Annotated in this window: 1 protein-coding gene; it reads right to left on the bottom strand. The window is 50.2% G+C overall.

The annotated features are described in order from the left end of the window. Positions 1 to 233 (bottom strand): NAD-binding protein (locus tag AB4512_RS24625; RefSeq protein ID WP_372176094.1); only part of this gene is annotated, 233 nt, incomplete at both ends.

The following is a 233-nucleotide window of genomic DNA, read 5'->3' as shown; positions in this document are numbered from 1 at the left end:
GTGTTGGACCTTCCGCTTCCATTACTTCAACCAGTGTTTCAACAATCATTGGGTCGAAGCTGCGAAGTGGCGACTCTTTACGACAGAATAAGTGTGTCTCTGTGCCAAGTGCACTTAGTACGCCTGCAATTTCTACTGCGATGTAGCCTGCACCGATTACAGCAACACGCTTAGGTTGCTCCATCAGGTCGAAGAAACCGTTTGAGTCGATACCGTGCTCTGCGCCAGGGATG

The organism is Vibrio sp. 10N.222.52.B7, from assembly GCF_041474275.1.
Lineage (GTDB): Bacteria > Pseudomonadota > Gammaproteobacteria > Enterobacterales > Vibrionaceae > Vibrio > Vibrio crassostreae_C.
Note: the sequence above shows the minus strand (reverse complement) of the source record. Positions and strands in the feature narration are given on the sequence as shown.